This window comes from Tellurirhabdus rosea (assembly GCF_026278345.1).
Taxonomy (GTDB): domain Bacteria; phylum Bacteroidota; class Bacteroidia; order Cytophagales; family Spirosomataceae; genus Tellurirhabdus; species Tellurirhabdus rosea.
Window position 1 is genome coordinate 5,114,967 of record NZ_CP111085.1, and the last position, 14,515, is coordinate 5,129,481.

Genomic DNA, 14,515 nt, shown 5'->3' on the forward strand with positions numbered 1-14,515 from the left:
TGTATTCCATCGTCCGAATCCATGAAACGTTTTTCGATTCTTTTTCTAATCTTCCTCTCCACAACGGCTTTTGCCCAGGTGCGGCTGGCCCGGGTGTTTTCCGACCATGTGGTTTTGCAGCGGCAGCAGCCCATTCCGGTCTGGGGCTGGGCCAAACCCGGCGAAAAGGTGAGCGTGGCGCTTGCCGGTCAGACGCAATCGGTCAAAGCCGGAACCGACGGCAAATGGACCGTCCGGTTTGCTCCGCTCGAAGCGGGCGGGCCGCACACGCTTTCGGTAACGGCCAAATCGGGCAAAGCCGCGGCCTCGGATGTACTCATCGGCGAAGTCTGGCTTTGTTCGGGTCAGTCGAACATGGAATGGCCGGTGAAGCTGGCCGATAATTTTGCGGTGGAAAAAGGAAACGCAAACTTCCCACAAATCCGGCATTTTTTCGTCAGCCACGAAATGGCCCTGACGCCCGAAGCGGACCTCAAAAACGGCGACTGGAAAGTCTGCTCACCCGAAACGGTGGGCGATTTTACGGCGGTCGGCTTTTTCTTCGCCCGCGAACTGACGCAGAAACTGGGCGTGCCGGTCGGGCTGCTGCATTCGTCCTGGGGCGGTTCGCAGGCGGAAGGCTGGATCAGCCGGGAGGGCATGGAGCGCAACGACGAACTGCGGCCCTACGCCCAGCGCATTCCGTCCCGCTGGTCGGCCGTGGATAGCCTCGTGGATTACAAGCTCCGTAAACAACTGCTGGGAGCCGAACGCCTTTACCCGACCCCGGCCGACGAGCAGGCCTACCTCTCCGCCGATTTCGACATTACGCGCTGGCGCAAAACGGACCCGTTCGGGCAGTGGGAGTGGAAAGGCATGAACGGCTTTCGCGGCAACGGTTTTCTGGCCCGGTATATCGACGTTCCGGCGGGGATGATCGGACAGCCGACGACGCTGGTCCTGGCCGAAGACGACAGCCGGAACCAGATTTTCGTCAACGGCAAACCCGTTTTTGACGGGGAATTGAAAGGTGTCCGGAAGATTGCCGTTCCGGCCAACACCTGGAAAGCGGGCCGGAATCTGCTGATGATAAAACTCGGCAATCGCGTCAATCCGGCCTGGTTTGGCCCCGGTCTGAGCGGTTCGGCGGCCGATCTGTACGTGGAAAGCCCGGACGGGCGGCTTTCGCTGGCGGGCGACTGGTACATCATGCCCTCTTTCGCCGAACCGCATACCTACACCCGCTTCATGAACAACCTCGGCACGGCGCTTTACAACGGCATGATTGCGCCTCTGGTGCCGTTCGGTATCCGGGGGGCACTCTGGTACCAGGGCGAAACCAACGCGGGACGGTCGTACCAGTACCGGCAGACGTTCCCGCTGATGATCCGGGACTGGCGGCAGAAATGGGGCGCTGAGTTTCCGTTTTATTTCGTGCAACTGACCAGCTACGGCGGTACGCCCACCAGCAACCAGGGCAGCGGTTGGGCGGAATTGCGCGAAGCCCAGACCCTGACGCTGCAGCTGCCCAAAACGGGCATGGCGGTCATTACCGACGTCGGAAATCCGAAGGACATTCACCCGACCAACAAACAGACCGTCGGCCACCGCCTGGCCCTGATTGCCCTGAAGCAGGATTACGGACAGGATGTGCAGGCGTATTCGCCCATGTTCGAGTCGGTGCAGTTTGAGCCGGGAAAAGCGGTCGTTTCGTTCAAAAATGCGGCGGGCGGTCTGGTGGCGAAAGACAAATACGGCTACCTGCGCGGTTTCGAAATCGCCGGTCCCGACAAGGTCTTTCACTTTGCCAAAGCCGAAATTCAGGGCAACAAAGTGGTGGTCTTCCATCCCAAAGGCGACAAGCCGGTATCGGTGCGCTACGCCTGGACCGACTCGCCCGACGAAGCTAACCTGTTCAGTGCGGACGGTCTGCCCGCCAATTCGTTCCGCACCGACGACTGGCCGGGTGTGACGATGAAAAACAAATTTGAATAAACTCCGAGTGATGGGTCGGGTGCTGCCAACCCACCCACGATTAAACCTTGCCCACGGTTAAACCTTGCCCACGGTTTTAACTGTGGGCAACCGACCAATCGGGAGGAATCCGCGAACCGTTTCAACGGTTTAACCGCCCGGTACTGTGAGAATGTTTGCCTTATGAGAATACAATTAACCTTACCACGCCTTGCCCTGCTGACGGGCCTTTTGCTGACCGGGGCCGCTTTTGCCAAACCCCGGCCTAAACTGACTGATGCGCGGGCGACCCCCGAAACCCGGGCGCTGTACCGCAACCTGCACAAACTGTCCGGAAAAGGCATTCTGTTCGGCCACCAGCACGCCACCGAATACGGCCACGGCTGGACCGGCGAGGCCGACCGCTCGGATGTGAAATCGGTCGTCGGGTCGCACCCGGCCGTGATCGGCGTCGATTTCAGCGGGCTTTCCGGGCGACCGGCACCCGTGGTTGAACGGACTAAAACGCAGCTCCGGAACAACATTGCGGCAACCTACGACCGCGGCGGGGTCACGACGGTAGCCTGGCATTTTACCAACCCGGTTACCGAGCAGACGGGCTTTTACTGGAAAGATTCCGTCTCGGCTCCGGCCGTAAAAAACCTCATTCCGGGCGGGTCGCACCACGAGAAATACAAGGAAATCCTGCGGACGGTGGGCGAGTTTGCGCTTTCGGTGAAAGGGAAGGACGGTAAGGTGGTGCCGATGATTTTCCGGCCCTACCACGAGTTCGACGGCGGCTGGTTCTGGTGGGGCCGTCCGCACTGCACCCGCGAAGATTTTGTGACGCTCTGGCGGTTTACGGTGGGCTACCTGCGCGACACGGTCGGCGTACACAACTTCATTTACGCCTTCTCCCCGGACTGCCTGTTCAAAACGGAGGCCGAATTTCTGGACCGCTACCCCGGCGACGAGTGGGTCGATCTGGTGGGCATGGACAATTACGCGGACTTTGGCCGCAACGGGCACTACAACGTCGAAGCGGGCGTGCAGAAGCTGAAAGTCGTGTCGGACTACGCCCGTAAAGCCGGTAAACTGGCCGCGTTTACCGAGACCGGCCTCGAATCCATTCCGGCCGAAAGCTGGTGGACCGAAACCCTGCTGAAGACGCTCCGCCGCGAAGACCTGAAACTGGCCTACGTGCTGGTCTGGCGCAATGATACCCGCAGCCCGACGCATTTCTACGCCCCATATCCGGGCCACAGCAGCGTTCCGGATTTCCAGCGCTTCTACCAGGACCCCTACACGCTCTTTGAAACGGATTTGCCGAAGCTCTACAAAGAGAAACGCTGGGGAATTTTCTGACCTGGACGCTTTAGGGGTGGCACGACTGCGACGGGGCAAGCCTGTCGGGTCGTGCCACCCGTTTTTTACACCACCGGCAACTGCCACGGCCCGCGGTATTTGGCCCGGACCAGTTCGTTCGCTTTCGCATCGTCGACCACAGTATTGGCCGCGTCGTTCCAGACCAGTTTGCGTCCCAGCCGGTACGCCATGTTGCCGAGCTGGGCGTGAACCGCTACATTCCGGCCGATTTCCGCCGAGGCGTTTGGCTGCTGACGGCTGCGGATGCACTCCACGAAGTTGAGCGTGTGGCGGTCGAGGTCGTTGCCGTTGCGGCGCTGGGGCGGCAGGGCAGGTGTGAGGTACTGCCCACCATCGACCTCCGGCAGCAGTTCCCAGCCGTCGCGGTCAACGACCAGCGTACCCAGATTGCCGATAAAAGCGACGCCATGCTCCCGGTTGAACGGTCCCCGGCCAATGCCGATGGCCTGTTCCCACTGCACCGTCACGTTCGGGTACTGGTAAAGCACCTGCATGGTGTCCGGCGTTTCGCCCGCATGGTCCGGAAAGCCGTAACGGCCGCCCATCGCCGCTACCGACTGCGGGGCTGTGACGTTCAGTCCCCAGAGCGCCATGTCGATCATGTGCGCGCCCCAGTCAGTCATCAGCCCCCCGGCATAATCCCAGAAATACCGGAAGCTGCCATGAAAACGGTTCCGGTTGAACGGCCGTTTCGGAGCGGGGCCGAGCCACATTTCGTAGTCCACCCCGGGCGGAGCGGGTTCGTCCGGCTTCACCGGAAAATTCTTGCCGTAGGGCATAAACGCCCAGGTTTTGACCGTCCGGAGGGTGCCCAGTTTGCCGGATCTGACAAAGTCGATGGCCGCTTTCCAGTGCGGACCGCTGCGCTGCCATTGCCCGACCTGCACGATGCGCCCGTGTTTTTTGGCAGCGGCGACCATCAGGTTGCATTCCTCAATGGAATTGGCCATCGGCTTTTCCACGTACACATCTTTCCCGGCCTGGCAGGCCATCACCGTCGGCAGGCAATGCCAGTGGTCGGGGGTGCCGACAATAACGGCGTCAATGTCTTTGTTCTCCAGTAATTTCCGAAAATCGCCGTACAGCGTCGCTTTGGGACTGCCCGCCGGGTTGAGTTTTTCGACCTCGGCGGCGCGTCTGCTGAGCACGTTCCCATCTACATCGCAGAGCGCGGCGCAGCGGACGCCGGGATGCCGGAGCATGCTCGACAGATTGGCCCAGCCCATGCTGTTGGCACCAATCAGGGCGACGTTCAGCGTGTCGGCGGCCGAAGCCGGGCGGGGTTGGGCGCTGGCCGCCAGGTCGAGGGGCAGCAGAGCTCCGGCGGCGGCGAGTTGGGAGGATTGTTGCAGGAAGGTTCGGCGAGAGGTCGGCATAAGGTTCCAGGAAGTTTACGGTTCCAGAAGCAGACAGGGGCGGGCGGCCTACTGTTCTTTTGCCAAAGCCGTTCCTTTGTAGAGTTTGTTCTCCGAAAAAACGGTCGCTCCCAGCAGACGCCAGTGCAGGGTTCCGTGTACCGTGTAACGAACGTGCCCTACGGCGTCCGGCCGACTGGCATAAATAAACTGGGGTTCCCACCAGATGCCGGCGGAAAGACCGTTAAAACTGGAAACGCCGCTGATGGGCACGGACTGCTGCGTTTTCTTATCGCGCCCGTAGTCAACCCACAGGCGGATTCGGAAAAGACCACCATTTTCCAGATCAACGTTCGCTCTGAGTAAATCGGTTTGTTCCGTGCTGTCTTTCGGGACAAAGTTGACCAGGTCGGGTGGCTGGTTCGACTTTTGCCGGTCCGACGAACATCCTCCGAACGACAAAAAGCCAAACACCAGTACGCAGGCGGCAAACACCCCATACTCCTGCCGGACCAGCCGGACGGCCCGGTAGTAGAGCCCAAGAAGGTAGATAAAGAGGAAGATATTCAGCAGGGCCCAAAGAAGGTACAGAATCAGCATAACAGTGGAATCACAGTGGGCCTATAATTAGCGGAAGCAAACCGGGTTTGCAAGGAGTTTTGAGTAAACGGCGGCGCTGGCTGTTCCGTGTTCCCAAGGATAAATCCTTTCCGGAGAAGTGAACAATTGCCCCGCCATCTGCTTTTCTGAAAACCAAACCAACGACAGGTGATGAAAATTGGCGAAAAACTGCTGAAGCAAATCAGCAAAAAATACCCTCCTTCCGATTCGGTAGAACTTCGGTTTGGGCGTTATGATGTAGTCCTGAAAACGGATGAGGATGGGAATGCGGACCTGCTTTTTATCGGCGAGAAAACCGAAAACGGCCAGATTCGCGGCGACCGCTTTCACCGGCGGCTGCTGAAAGATGCCGAAGGGAAGATCGTGAAAGACCATTGGGATTATAAAGGGAAGGTGTCGTAACCCGGAATGGCATTCCGGGCTGGCTACGCAAAACCGCATTCCAAAAGACTCGTGGCACAACTTGAAGTCGTGCCACGAGTACGTGGGCGACTACGGCTTTTTGCTTTCTTCGTCCGGTAGCAAGCGGCTAATGTTTTAAAAAAAAATAACCCGGAATATCATTCCGGGTTACGACTTATGCCTTCTTCGTCTCCTTCGCCCAGCTATCTTTCAGCGTCACGGTCCGGTTGAACACCAGCCGCTCGGCGGTCGAGTCGGGGTCGATGCAGAAATACCCTTTCCGCATAAACTGGATGGGCTTCTCCGAAACGGAACTGCGCAGCGACGGCTCTACCAGCCCGCGCACCTTCAGCAGCGAGGCCGGGTTGATGAACTCCTTAAAGTCCCCCTCTTCAGCGGACGGGTCTTCGACGGTCAGCAGGCGGTCGTACAGCCGGACTTCCGCTTCCACGGCGTCGGCAACCGATACCCAGTGAATGGTCCCTTTGACGTTGATGCCCGACGTATCCGAACCCGAACGGCTCTCCGGAATGTAGGTGCAGCGCAGCTCGGTCACCTCACCAGCCTCGTTCTTCACCACCTCGTCGCACTTGATAATGTACGCGCCCTTGAGCCGCACTATGCCGCCCGGGAACAGCCGGAAGTACTTTTTCGGCGGATTTTCCATGAAGTCCTCGCGCTCAATCCAGACCTCGCGGCTGAACGGCACTTCACGCTCCCCGGCCGACTGATCTTCCGGGTTGTTTTCGATGCGCAGAACTTCCCGCTTGTCTTCCGGATAGTTGGTCAGCACCACTTTGAGCGGCTTGTCGTCCAGCACGGCCATCACGCGGGAGGCGGTTTTGTTCAGTTCCTCGCGGATGCAGAACTCCAGCAGCCCCACGTCGATGAGGTTTTCGCGCTTGGCCACCCCGATGCGGTCGCAGAACTCGCGCACCGACGAAGGCGTGTACCCGCGGCGGCGCAGTCCCGAGATGGTCGGCATGCGCGGGTCGTCCCAGCCGTTTACGTGGCCTTCGTTGACCAGCTGGAGCAGCTTACGTTTACTCATGACCGTGTAGGTCAGGTTCAGCCGGGCAAACTCGTACTGGCGGGAAGGGAAAATGGCCAGTTTATCGATGAACCAGTCGTACAGCGGCCGGTGCGGAATGAACTCCAGCGTGCAGAGCGAATGCGTGATTTCCTCGATGGCGTCCGACTGCCCGTGCGCGAAATCGTACATCGGGTAAATGCACCATTTGTCGCCCGTCCGGTGGTGATGCGCGTGCTTGATCCGGTAGATAATCGGGTCGCGGAAGTGCATGTTCGGCGAGGCCATGTCGATGCGGGCCCGCAGCACTTTCGCGCCGTCCGGAAACTCGCCCGCTTTCATGCGGCGGAAGAGGTCGAGGTTTTCTTCGACCGTCCGGCTCCGGTACGGGCTTTCCTGACCCGGTTCGGTGGGCGTGCCCTTCTGGGCGGCGATTTCCTCCGATGTCGAATCGTCCACGTACGCCAGACCTTCCCGGATCAGCTTTTCGGCAAATTCGTATAACTGGTCGAAATAGTCCGACGCGTAAAATTCGTTTTCCCACTCAAAGCCCAGCCAGCGCACGTCGGCCTTGATGGACTCCACGTACTCGGTGTCTTCCGTGACAGGGTTGGTGTCGTCAAAACGCAGGTTGGTCTGACCGCCGTATTTATCCGCCAGCCCGAAATTCAGGCAGATGGACTTGGCGTGACCAATGTGCAGGTACCCGTTCGGCTCGGGCGGAAAGCGCGTGTGGACGCGTCCGCCGTGTTTCCCGGAGGCAAGATCATCTTCTACAATCTGTTCAATAAAATTCAGGGATCGCTCCGACCGTTCGGCCGATTCTCTGGGTGCTTCCGTCATACCAAAATAGGACTGATTGAAAGGCCGAAAATACGGGTATTGAACGGCATTGCCAACTTCCCGGCCGCTTAAAACTGGAACAGGCGACCGAGGCCGCCTGTTTGAAACTCACTGGTAAGAAATCCTCCGCTTTATTGAAGGACGGTTCCCGCCGGGCTGATCAGAATGGTCTTGGCGGCGGCGTTGGAATCCCGGCAGTTGATGCGCCAGGCCGTCACCAGCCCATTCTGCTGAATGACGGTCAGTTGCTGCACGGCGCCGCCCGGTAGAGCGGTCATCAGGGCGTTGTTGATCACGGCGGGCATGGAGCCGTTCGGCACCACCGTTTCCCCGTCCAGGTACGCGCCCGTGTTGTTCAGGAGCGACATGCGCGCCGTGCTGCCCTCCGAAAACGTCACCAGCCAGCGGTCCCCGTCGATGCGCTGGCCGCGGATGCTGGTGGCATTGGGGAACCGGCCCGAGATGCTCTGGTAAACCGATGGAATGAGGCCCGCTTCCGAAGCCGCTAAAATCAGATCGTCGGTATCCTGCCGACAGGAAGGGGCCGTCATGGCCAGCGCTAACAACAGCAATCCTCCCCACACCTTTCCTTGTAAAATCTTCATGGTAATCCCGTTTTGCTATTTATTTCAGAGAAATGACTATCTGTTGATGTATAGAACCGACAGCCTGCCAAGTTGTTTTCACCACGAACCGGCAATTGTGTAAGCGGTATGGGAGGACGGTCCGGCCGGGGGAAAGAACGCTGTTTTTGTCGTTAAGATATTAATTAAATGGCTGATAAACAGGGTATTGATAAAAGGCTGCGGGGAACTGTTCGTTTGGAAAATTAGTTATTCTACTATACTACTCGACTAGATACATGCCTGATTTCAAGCCGACTGTCATTCTGTATACTGCCGACGCGCTGAACGAGCGGGGAGAGGCCGTGATCGACCGATATCCGCAGGCCGAAACGCTCGAAGTGAAGCAGCATAACCGGCTGCCCGAACTGGGTATGGGGCATTTCAAGGTCAAGTCGGATGTGCTGGTGCTGGGTAAGCTGAAGACCCTCGACTGCAAGTGGAGCGGCCGCAGTTCCGACTACATCGCGCCGAGTCTGGCCAACGGCTGTTTCGGCGGCTGTGCCTATTGCTACGTTGACCGGCACAAGAAAGTCAATCCCATCACGCTCTTCACCAACGTCGAGGAAATCATGGCGACGGTCGATAAGCACGTCATGGGCCTGCCGTGGGCGAAGGAGCCGAACCAGACCGACCCGACGTACTGGACCTACGACATTGGCTGCAACTCCGACATTTCGGTGGATTATAGCCTGTCCGACGGCATCCGTCAGGTGTTCGAGTTTTTCCGGGACCATCCGCGCGCCAAGGCCACCTTCGCGACCAAGTTTGTCGAACGCGACATGCTCGATTTCGACCCGCAGCGCAAGGTCCGGATTCGGTTCAGCCTCATGCCGAGCCATGTCAGCAAACTGGTGGACGTGCGTACGGACAGCATCGAGAAGCGTATTGCGGCCATCAACGATTTTTACGATGCCGGTTATGACGTGCACGTCAATTTTTCGCCCGTCATTGTGTATGGCGGCAAGGAATGGCGCAACGATTACCGCGAATTATTTCAGCAGCTGAACGAGGCGCTGCGGCCGGAAGTAAAGGCGCAGCTCAAATGTGAAGTGATATTTCTGACGCATAACCAGTGGCAGCACCAGGCCAATCTGCAAATCAATCCGAAGGCGGAAGAACTGCTGTGGGTACCGGAATTGCAGGAGAACAAACGCAGTCAGTACGGCGGCTGGAACATCCGCTACGATCACCAGCTGAAAAGCAAAATGATCGACGTGTTCGAACGGATGGTGGGAGAGGAGATCCCCTGGTGTGAAATCCGGTATATTTTCTAAACTTGGATTACACAGATTTAAGGATTAACTATGATATTCTTAATTAAGCATAGCATCATAGTTAATCCTTAAATCTGTGTAATCCCGGTTCAGAATTACTGGTTCTTTTTCTGGCGGCCGGTGCTGTTGTTGTCGTTATCGTTGGCGTTGCCTTTGCTCATTTTGCCGCCGTCCTTGCCTTTCTGTTCTTTCTGGTTCTTGTCGCTGTTTCCGCCGCCGCTCTGGGGGGAGTACTGCCGGATGAGTTTCATAACGTGATTGGGTTTTGAGTGAAAAAAGCCGGCCTGACGACCGGCTTTGGATGCTTCTGTGGTTAGAGTAATCAGCCGGAAAGTTAACCCTGGTCGCGGTTCATGCGGCCTTCGTTGTTATGGCTGTCGTCGTTTTTGCGGTTATCGCTCCGGTTGCCGCCATGATGGCCTTCGCTCCGGCTGTTGTTTCCGCCGCCGTTGGCTTTCTGCTGGCCCCGGCCCCCGCTCTTGTCGGTAGCGCCGGTATTGCCTTTCGGAAAATAAAAACGAATCGGTTTCATCTTTCAGGACGTTTAAACCTGTTTAAAACCGCGGGTCGGATCAGGAGCCTTTCGGCCGGCCAGGATTGTTGTGACGGGCATCGTCCGCATCTGCTTTCTTCTTCGGCCCGGTGCTGTTCTGACCACCCTTACGACCCGCTTCCTGGTGCTGCTCACGGCTGCCGCCCTGCGTTCCTTTGCCGGCGTCCAGCATTCTCACGATTTTAACCATGATGTGAATAGGTTTTGTTAGGTTCTCATCCACTATGGAAAAGATGTATACAAAACAGATAGATCAAGTAAAGGTTTGTGTATTTTGCTTTTATTACTGAAAAAATAAGACAAAAAAAAGCTGACTTCGGTGAAAGCCAGCTTTTTAGTTATGAGTTAAGAATTAAGAGCAGCCCAAACGCGGCGGACCGCTCATAACTCATAACTCATAACTCTTAATTTTCAACTGCTGTGTCCGCCTTTAGTACCGCCGGACCGGCCTCCGCCGCTATGTCCGCCTTTGCGGCCGTTGGTTTTCGACGTTCCGCGCCGCCCGCCGGTCGAGCCGTGCTGGGGTCCGTTGTTTTGCTTGTCGCCGTGTTCGCCACCGCCAATCATCTCCGAGTATTCCTGCAAATCCTTGTCAGACATAACGCTAAGTCGGTTAATGGTTACTCAATTGGTAAATTATTACCGTCTTAACGTCCGCAGGCGACCGGATGTTTATTAAAAATGCACCACGCATCCACGCGCTTCAGCCCGTGAGTTGTTGCCTTCGGTTTTGGGAAGCCAGCCGCTCACGGGCTTTAGTCCGCAGACGCCTCACGGGCTGAAGCCCGTGGATACATGGACATCAAATTGGTCCGACATGAACGGGAGGGAGGTGCGCCATTTCGGCTTCGTCCAGCAGCCGCGAGCGGATGATGAACCGCACGCCCATCGGAATTTCCAGGGAAAAACTGGCTCCCCGGCCCGGGGTCACATCGACGGTCAGGTGCGTGTGCTTCCAGTACTCATACTGGTCTTCCGACATCCAGAACGAGCAGCCGTGGATGCTTCCAAGCAGCACGTCCGTCGAGCCGAGGCGGAAATCGCCTTTCTCGAAACACATGGGCGAAGAACCGTCGCAGCACCCGCCGCTCTGGTGAAACATCAGTTCCCCATGCCGTTCGCGAATCGTATCAATCACCTCCGCCGCAGCAGGCGTGACGGCGACGCGGGAAAAGATTGTGGTGTTCATTATCAATGAGCGATTGAGCGAATGACTGATTGAGCGGTCCGCCGCTGCGGTGAATTACTCCGCCCGAATTACCCGAATTCGTGGGTCTGCAACGCGATTCACTCAATCACTCATTCGCTAATTATCAAAAGAACCCAAGCTTATTCTTGCTGTACGAGATCAGCAGGTTTTTCTGCTGGCGGTAGTGGTTCAGCATCATCAGGTGGTTTTCGCGACCGAAGCCTGATTTTTTGTAGCCGCCGAACGGAGCGTGGGCCGGGTAGTGGTGGTAGCAGTTCACCCACACGCGACCGGCCTGAATGGCCCGCGGAATCTGGTACAGCTCGTGGGCGTCGCGGGTCCAGAGACCGGCACCCAGCCCGTAGAGCGTATCATTGGCCATTTCAATGGCCTCTTCCGTTGTTTTGAACGTCGAAACGGAAACGACCGGACCGAAGATTTCTTCCTGGAAAACCCGCATCTTGTTGTGGCCTTTCAGGATGGTCGGCTGGATGTAGTAACCCTGCTCCAGACCGTTGTTCAGCTTGGCCGGACCACCGCCCGTCAGGACTTCGGCGCCTTCCTGCTTACCGATGTCGATGTACGACAGGATTTTCTCGAACTGGTCGTTGGAAGCCTGCGCGCCCATCATCGTTTCCGGGTCGAGCGGGTGGCCGAGTTTGATGGCTTCCGCGCGCTGGACAACGCGCTCCATAAAGCGGTCGTACGCGCTTTCGTGGACCAGCAGACGCGACGGACAGGTACATACTTCGCCCTGGTTCAAAGCGAACATCACCGCCCCCTCCACGCACTTGTCGAAAAACTCGTCGTCGGCATCCGCAATGCTCGGCATGAAGATGTTCGGCGATTTGCCGCCCAGTTCCATCGTGACCGGAATGAGGTTTTCCGAGGCATACTGCATAATCAGGCGGCCGGTGGTCGTTTCCCCCGTGAAGGCCACCTTGGCGACGCGCTTGCTCTGCGCCAGCGGCTTACCGGCCTCGGGACCAAACCCGTTGACGATGTTGACGACGCCCGGCGGGATGATGCCTTCCAGCAGTTCCATCAGAACCAGGATCGAGGTCGGAGTCTGCTCGGCGGGTTTCATCACCACGCAGCAGCCCGCGGCCAGCGCCGGAGCGAGCTTCCAGGTCGCCATCAGCAGCGGGAAGTTCCAGGGAATGATCTGGCCTACGACGCCGATGGGCTCTTTGATAATCATCGAAACCGTCGTGGCGTCGAGTTCGGACATGCTGCCTTCCTCGGCGCGGATGACGCCGGCGAAGTAGCGGAAATGGTCAACGCAGAGGGGAAGGTCGGCGGCCAGGGTTTCGCGAACGGCTTTCCCGTTCTCCACCGTTTCGACGCGGGCCAGAAATTCCAGGTTCTGTTCGATGGCATCGGCGATGCGGAGCAGGATGTTGCTGCGCTCGGTGGCCGAGGTCCGCGACCAGGTTTCGAAGGCTTTGTGGGCGGCGTCCAGCGCCATTTCGATGTCCGCGGCTTTGGAGCGGGGCACGCGGCTGATAAGGCTATTGTCGACCGGAGACGTATTGTTGAAGTACTCACCGTCGACGGGAGCTACCCATTTGCCGCCAATGTAGTTTTCGTACTGCTGCTTGAAGATCGGCCGGGGAAGGGTCTTGCTGGGGACTTCTAGGGTTTCCATGGTTTGGTATTTAGGATTTACAGAAATGGAAGACTGTCAAAGGGGTTTGTTTCGTCACAAATTTTGCCGTAATTGTGCAAGTTGAATTGCGTCAGAGTCTCATTTTCTTACGTCAGAGTCCCATTTTATTTCCTACGCCTGTGAGGGGTATGGCGCCGATCCTAACGAAGATGCCGTGATGAAGAAAAGAAGCCTGGTGAACCCGAACGAACTGACCAATGTCCTCGGTGGTCGCCTTGACCGATTGGTGGAAAATAAGCTTACGCTGGCTCACGACCATGCCGAGTTGCACCTGTACGAAACCTTCCAGCGGGCCTCGCTGGTCGAGCTTGCCTTTGAAGCGCCGGTGCTGACGAGCATGCTGACCGGCAAGAAAGTCATGCACCTCGACCCGCTGCAGCCGTTTGATTATCTGCCCGGCGAGTCCCTGCTGATTCCGGCCCAGAAGTCGATGAAGATCGATTTTCCGGAAGCGGACCTTCACAACCCGACCCGCTGCATGGCGCTCACTATTTCGAGCGATTTTATTCAGGAAACGGTCAGCAGCCTGAACGAAACCCAGCCCCGCGCGGAAGAAACCGGCGGATGGCGGATGGACGATGTGGATTACCACCTGCACAACGATTTTGAACTGAATTCGCTGATCGAGAAGATCATCCGGGTGTTCCGGGAGAATAACTCGCTGAAGCCGATCTTTATCGATATATCCCTCAAAGAGCTGATTTTGAGGCTAATGCAAACCCGCGTCCGGAATGTGCTGCTGACCGAGACCCGCCAGCATCTGAATACACACCGGCTCGCGTATGTCATCGAGTACATCCGGCAGAACCTCACCCGGAACCTGTCGATCAATGAGTTATGCAACAAAGCCTGCCTTTCCAAGTCCCATTTTTTCCGGCTTTTCAAAAACGAACTGGGTCTTTCGCCCGTCCAGTTTATCCTGAACGAACGCATCCGGCTCGCCAAACAGATTCTGAGCAATCCCGCCAAATCCATCACCGACGCCTGCTACGAATCCGGCTTCAACAGCCTCACCCACTTCAGCAGCGCCTTCCGGTCCGTCGAACGGGTCAGCCCCCGAGAATATAAACAGTTAAGAATTAAGAGTTAAAAGTTAAAAATAGGGGCTTCGCTGATTCAGGATTCTGATACGGCGGAGCCTTACTTTTAACTTTTAACTCTTAATTCTTAACTGAATTCAGTGTTCGTGTTTGCGCATGTACGAGTCCAGCGAGAAGGGGCCGGAGCCGATGACGAGGAAGACGACCAGCAGGGCCAGAACCAGCAGCGAGAGCCAGAGTTCGGAGTTGAGGTATGAGAAGCCCTGTGAAATATTGATGAAGAATACCGCTCCGACCAGAATCGGAAGCTGCAGTAGCACAGCCAGACGTGTCAGACAACCCAGCATAATCAGAAAGCCTCCGAACAGGTGCGCGAAGGCCACATAATGCACCAGCACCACCGGCGTCAGGCTGAATTTGACGCCGCCGACCAGACTGGTCAGGTACGAAGTGTCGCTGATAAAGCTGACTCCCTTCATGAAGAGAATCATCCCGAGAATAATCCGCAGCCCATCCGTCCAGACGGGGTGGTGCGTGTCGCCCCAATGTTCAACGCGTTGTACGAGATTCATAAGCTTGTGGATTTAGTACAAGC

The 14,515-nt window shown here is 57.1% G+C and carries 16 protein-coding genes; 5 read left to right on the forward strand and 11 right to left on the reverse strand.

Annotated features, from left to right (window positions below):
- Positions 1-21: 21 nt before the first annotated feature.
- Together ORG26_RS21585 and ORG26_RS21590 are read left to right on the forward strand one after the other, a co-directional pair.
- Positions 22-1,974 (forward strand): sialate O-acetylesterase, encoded by a 1,953-nt coding sequence (locus tag ORG26_RS21585; protein WP_266365538.1) that lies wholly within the window; start codon positions 22-24, stop codon positions 1,972-1,974.
- A gap of 162 nt (positions 1,975-2,136) precedes the next feature.
- Positions 2,137-3,297 (forward strand): glycoside hydrolase family 26 protein, encoded by a 1,161-nt coding sequence (locus ORG26_RS21590; protein ID WP_266365540.1) that lies wholly within the window; start codon positions 2,137-2,139, stop codon positions 3,295-3,297.
- A gap of 65 nt (positions 3,298-3,362) precedes the next feature.
- Here ORG26_RS21590 and ORG26_RS21595 read toward each other — a convergent pair whose 3' ends face one another.
- Both ORG26_RS21595 and ORG26_RS21600 read right to left on the reverse strand, forming a co-directional pair.
- Positions 3,363-4,694, reverse strand: coding sequence for a Gfo/Idh/MocA family protein (locus ORG26_RS21595; RefSeq protein ID WP_266365542.1), 1,332 nt, complete (start codon positions 4,692-4,694; stop codon positions 3,363-3,365).
- A gap of 48 nt (positions 4,695-4,742) precedes the next feature.
- On the reverse strand, positions 4,743-5,273 hold the full coding sequence (locus ORG26_RS21600) for a hypothetical protein (RefSeq protein ID WP_266365544.1): 531 nt from the start codon (positions 5,271-5,273) through the stop codon (positions 4,743-4,745).
- Positions 5,274-5,444: 171 nt separating this feature from the next.
- Between ORG26_RS21600 and ORG26_RS21605 the strand changes: the two genes are divergently transcribed.
- The gene (locus ORG26_RS21605; protein ID WP_266365545.1) at positions 5,445-5,696 is read left to right on the forward strand and encodes a hypothetical protein; all 252 of its coding nucleotides are present in this window, start codon (positions 5,445-5,447) and stop codon (positions 5,694-5,696) included.
- A 175-nt stretch (positions 5,697-5,871) separates the two neighbouring features.
- On the opposite strand, the gene ORG26_RS21610 is transcribed toward ORG26_RS21605, so the two are convergent.
- Together ORG26_RS21610 and ORG26_RS21615 are read right to left on the reverse strand one after the other, a co-directional pair.
- On the reverse strand, positions 5,872-7,569 hold the full coding sequence (locus ORG26_RS21610) for a glutamine--tRNA ligase/YqeY domain fusion protein (protein WP_266365547.1): 1,698 nt from the start codon (positions 7,567-7,569) through the stop codon (positions 5,872-5,874).
- A gap of 131 nt (positions 7,570-7,700) precedes the next feature.
- Entirely contained in the window at positions 7,701-8,174 is a 474-nt protein-coding gene (locus ORG26_RS21615) for a hypothetical protein (protein WP_266365549.1), read from the reverse strand.
- Positions 8,175-8,431: 257 nt separating this feature from the next.
- On the opposite strand from ORG26_RS21615, the gene ORG26_RS21620 reads away from it, so the two are divergent.
- Complete coding sequence (locus tag ORG26_RS21620; RefSeq protein WP_266365551.1) at positions 8,432-9,469, forward strand: spore photoproduct lyase family protein; 1,038 nt, start codon at positions 8,432-8,434, stop codon at positions 9,467-9,469.
- Between the two features lie 95 nt (positions 9,470-9,564).
- Here ORG26_RS21620 and ORG26_RS21625 read toward each other — a convergent pair whose 3' ends face one another.
- From ORG26_RS21625 to ORG26_RS21650, 6 genes are all read right to left on the reverse strand, one after another.
- Positions 9,565-9,720, reverse strand: a complete 156-nt coding sequence (locus ORG26_RS21625; protein ID WP_266365553.1) for a hypothetical protein — start codon at positions 9,718-9,720, stop codon at positions 9,565-9,567.
- Between the two features lie 83 nt (positions 9,721-9,803).
- The gene (locus tag ORG26_RS21630; RefSeq protein ID WP_266365555.1) at positions 9,804-10,001 is read right to left on the reverse strand and encodes a hypothetical protein; all 198 of its coding nucleotides are present in this window, start codon (positions 9,999-10,001) and stop codon (positions 9,804-9,806) included.
- Between the two features lie 40 nt (positions 10,002-10,041).
- The gene (locus ORG26_RS21635) at positions 10,042-10,212 is read right to left on the reverse strand and encodes a hypothetical protein (RefSeq protein WP_266365556.1); all 171 of its coding nucleotides are present in this window, start codon (positions 10,210-10,212) and stop codon (positions 10,042-10,044) included.
- Positions 10,213-10,433: 221 nt separating this feature from the next.
- Positions 10,434-10,622, reverse strand: coding sequence for a hypothetical protein (locus ORG26_RS21640; RefSeq protein ID WP_266365558.1), 189 nt, complete (start codon positions 10,620-10,622; stop codon positions 10,434-10,436).
- A 202-nt stretch (positions 10,623-10,824) separates the two neighbouring features.
- Entirely contained in the window at positions 10,825-11,211 is a 387-nt protein-coding gene (locus ORG26_RS21645; RefSeq protein WP_266365560.1) for a DUF779 domain-containing protein, read from the reverse strand.
- A gap of 124 nt (positions 11,212-11,335) precedes the next feature.
- Complete coding sequence (locus ORG26_RS21650; protein WP_266365562.1) at positions 11,336-12,859, reverse strand: aldehyde dehydrogenase family protein; 1,524 nt, start codon at positions 12,857-12,859, stop codon at positions 11,336-11,338.
- Positions 12,860-13,037: 178 nt separating this feature from the next.
- Here ORG26_RS21650 and ORG26_RS21655 point away from each other — a divergent pair, with 178 nt between their 5' ends.
- Positions 13,038-13,970, forward strand: a complete 933-nt coding sequence (locus tag ORG26_RS21655; protein ID WP_266365564.1) for an AraC family transcriptional regulator — start codon at positions 13,038-13,040, stop codon at positions 13,968-13,970.
- Positions 13,971-14,057: 87 nt separating this feature from the next.
- Here the strand turns inward: ORG26_RS21655 and ORG26_RS21660 are convergent, their stop codons facing one another.
- The gene (locus ORG26_RS21660) at positions 14,058-14,492 is read right to left on the reverse strand and encodes a DoxX family protein (RefSeq protein WP_266365566.1); all 435 of its coding nucleotides are present in this window, start codon (positions 14,490-14,492) and stop codon (positions 14,058-14,060) included.
- Between the last annotated feature and the right edge of the window lie 23 nt (positions 14,493-14,515).

What these genes read in the sequence shown, in the direction of transcription:
- ORG26_RS21610 (WP_266365547.1), bottom strand. Translation starts at nt 7,569, where the DNA reads ATGACGGAAGCACCCAGAGAATCGGCCGAACGGTCGGAGCGATCCCTG.
- ORG26_RS21585 (WP_266365538.1), top strand. Translation starts at nt 22, where the DNA reads ATGAAACGTTTTTCGATTCTTTTTCTAATCTTCCTCTCCACAACGGCT.
- ORG26_RS21625 (WP_266365553.1), bottom strand. Translation starts at nt 9,720, where the DNA reads ATGAAACTCATCCGGCAGTACTCCCCCCAGAGCGGCGGCGGAAACAGC.
- ORG26_RS21605 (WP_266365545.1), top strand. Translation starts at nt 5,445, where the DNA reads ATGAAAATTGGCGAAAAACTGCTGAAGCAAATCAGCAAAAAATACCCT.
- ORG26_RS21655 (WP_266365564.1), top strand. Translation starts at nt 13,038, where the DNA reads ATGAAGAAAAGAAGCCTGGTGAACCCGAACGAACTGACCAATGTCCTC.
- ORG26_RS21640 (WP_266365558.1), bottom strand. Translation starts at nt 10,622, where the DNA reads ATGTCTGACAAGGATTTGCAGGAATACTCGGAGATGATTGGCGGTGGC.
- ORG26_RS21620 (WP_266365551.1), top strand. Translation starts at nt 8,432, where the DNA reads ATGCCTGATTTCAAGCCGACTGTCATTCTGTATACTGCCGACGCGCTG.
- ORG26_RS21615 (WP_266365549.1), bottom strand. Translation starts at nt 8,174, where the DNA reads ATGAAGATTTTACAAGGAAAGGTGTGGGGAGGATTGCTGTTGTTAGCG.
- ORG26_RS21645 (WP_266365560.1), bottom strand. Translation starts at nt 11,211, where the DNA reads ATGAACACCACAATCTTTTCCCGCGTCGCCGTCACGCCTGCTGCGGCG.
- ORG26_RS21660 (WP_266365566.1), bottom strand. Translation starts at nt 14,492, where the DNA reads ATGAATCTCGTACAACGCGTTGAACATTGGGGCGACACGCACCACCCC.
- ORG26_RS21590 (WP_266365540.1), top strand. Translation starts at nt 2,137, where the DNA reads ATGAGAATACAATTAACCTTACCACGCCTTGCCCTGCTGACGGGCCTT.
- ORG26_RS21635 (WP_266365556.1), bottom strand. Translation starts at nt 10,212, where the DNA reads ATGGTTAAAATCGTGAGAATGCTGGACGCCGGCAAAGGAACGCAGGGC.
- ORG26_RS21595 (WP_266365542.1), bottom strand. Translation starts at nt 4,694, where the DNA reads ATGCCGACCTCTCGCCGAACCTTCCTGCAACAATCCTCCCAACTCGCC.
- ORG26_RS21600 (WP_266365544.1), bottom strand. Translation starts at nt 5,273, where the DNA reads ATGCTGATTCTGTACCTTCTTTGGGCCCTGCTGAATATCTTCCTCTTT.
- ORG26_RS21630 (WP_266365555.1), bottom strand. Translation starts at nt 10,001, where the DNA reads ATGAAACCGATTCGTTTTTATTTTCCGAAAGGCAATACCGGCGCTACC.
- ORG26_RS21650 (WP_266365562.1), bottom strand. Translation starts at nt 12,859, where the DNA reads ATGGAAACCCTAGAAGTCCCCAGCAAGACCCTTCCCCGGCCGATCTTC.